Annotated in this window: 1 protein-coding gene; it reads left to right on the plus strand. The window is 51.8% G+C overall.

Going from position 1 to position 1,552, the window contains the following annotated elements; genetic code table 11:
- The first annotated feature begins 171 nt into the window (after positions 1-171).
- Positions 172-1,530, plus strand: a complete 1,359-nt coding sequence (locus ASH01S_RS17540) for an ISNCY family transposase (RefSeq protein WP_067929720.1) — start codon at positions 172-174, stop codon at positions 1,528-1,530.
- Positions 1,531-1,552 lie beyond the last annotated feature (22 nt).

Genomic DNA, 1,552 nt, shown 5'->3' on the forward strand with positions numbered 1-1,552 from the left:
TTAGTGGCTCCTGAAAAAATCGGTGAAATGGGCCAATAAAAAAGGAATCGCAAGTCCTCGCGGTGAAGTGAATGTTGACGAGACAAACACTGACCCCGGGGTGCTTTGCGAATTCCTTTACTTACGAATTCGGCACGACACCCCGAGATTCCTGTTTAGGGGTGTTGGAAAGTGTTACGGACTCATCAAAATCAGTTGACGCTTTGGGAGGCTATCCTACCTGAGCCGTTGCTCAACCTACCAGCGGAACTGGAGTATGTGGATCAAATTCTGGATGACGAACGGTTCATGGTACCATTTCTCGAAAAGTTTAATACGGTTAGAGGACGACCGACCGTGCCGGTGCAAACATACCTGCGTCTCATGTACCTGAAGTTCCGCTATCAGTTGGGATATGAAACGCTCGTACGGGAAGTAAGTGACAGCCTTGCATGGCGGCGCTTCAGCCACATCCCCATCGACGGGAAAGTACCCGATGCCAGTACGCTCATCAAGGCCAGGAAGCGGTATGGTGAGGATACCGTCGAGCAACTGAATGAACTGTTGGTGAAGAAGCTGAGCGAACAGAAGGTCATCCGGCATCGCAAATTTCGTACGGATACCACGGTGGTCGAGTCGGACATTCATCATCCAACGGATGCCACGCTTTTACAGGATGGCATTCGTGCCATCACCCGAACGGTTAACCACATTCGCCAACTCGCCTCCCACGCCACCGAGGGTTTCGTGGACCAAACCGATGCGGTAAAGAATAAGGTCCTGTCGTTTGCAAAGGTTCTGCGTCGTCGGATGAGTAGGTCCTGGGATGAGGTCAACCGAATCACGCAAGACGTTGTGGATATCACGCAAAATGTGTTGCAACAGGCCGAGTCCGTGGTTGAGAAGCTACAGCGTACAAAGAAACCGCCCGTAGAGGCGCAAAAGGAAAAGCTTCAGTCCCTTGTGGATAAGACGAAGCAACTGCTCGGTCAAGCCAAAGAAGTCATTGGTGGAAATCGAATCATTCCGGACCGCATCATTAGCATTCATGACGCCGAGGCTCGGCCGATCAAAAAAGGCAAACTCGCCAAGAAGGTTGAGTTTGGGTATAAGGTTCGCATCGATGAAACGGAGAGCGGATTTGTGACTGGGTATGCGGTGTATACAGGTAATCCGTCGGACGACGATTTGCTCATCCCGGCTGTGCAGCATCACAAAGAGATATTCGGTTCTGCGCCTCACGCAGTTGCGACGGACCGAGGGTTCAGCAGTCGTAAGAATGAACGAGCATTGCAAGAAGAATTTGGTGTTCGGTATGTGAGTACGCCATTTCGAGGCAAGAAAGGCAAGGCACGAACCGAGCTAGAGCGAGCGCATTGGTACCGGAACTTGCAGCGATTCCGAGCCGCGGGTGAAGCAAAGATAGCCCTTCTGAAACAAAAGTACGGATTGGGCCGCAGTCGATTCCGGGGACACTCGGGCACATCGGCATGGGTTGGATACGGAATCATGGCCCACAATCTGAGGAGAGCGGCCCAAGTGGGTCGCTAACAGGAAACAAAAGGTATAAATG

The sequence above is a fragment of the Alicyclobacillus shizuokensis NBRC 103103 genome, from assembly GCF_001552255.1.
GTDB classification, from domain to species: Bacteria; Bacillota; Bacilli; order Alicyclobacillales; family Alicyclobacillaceae; genus Alicyclobacillus_G; species Alicyclobacillus_G shizuokensis.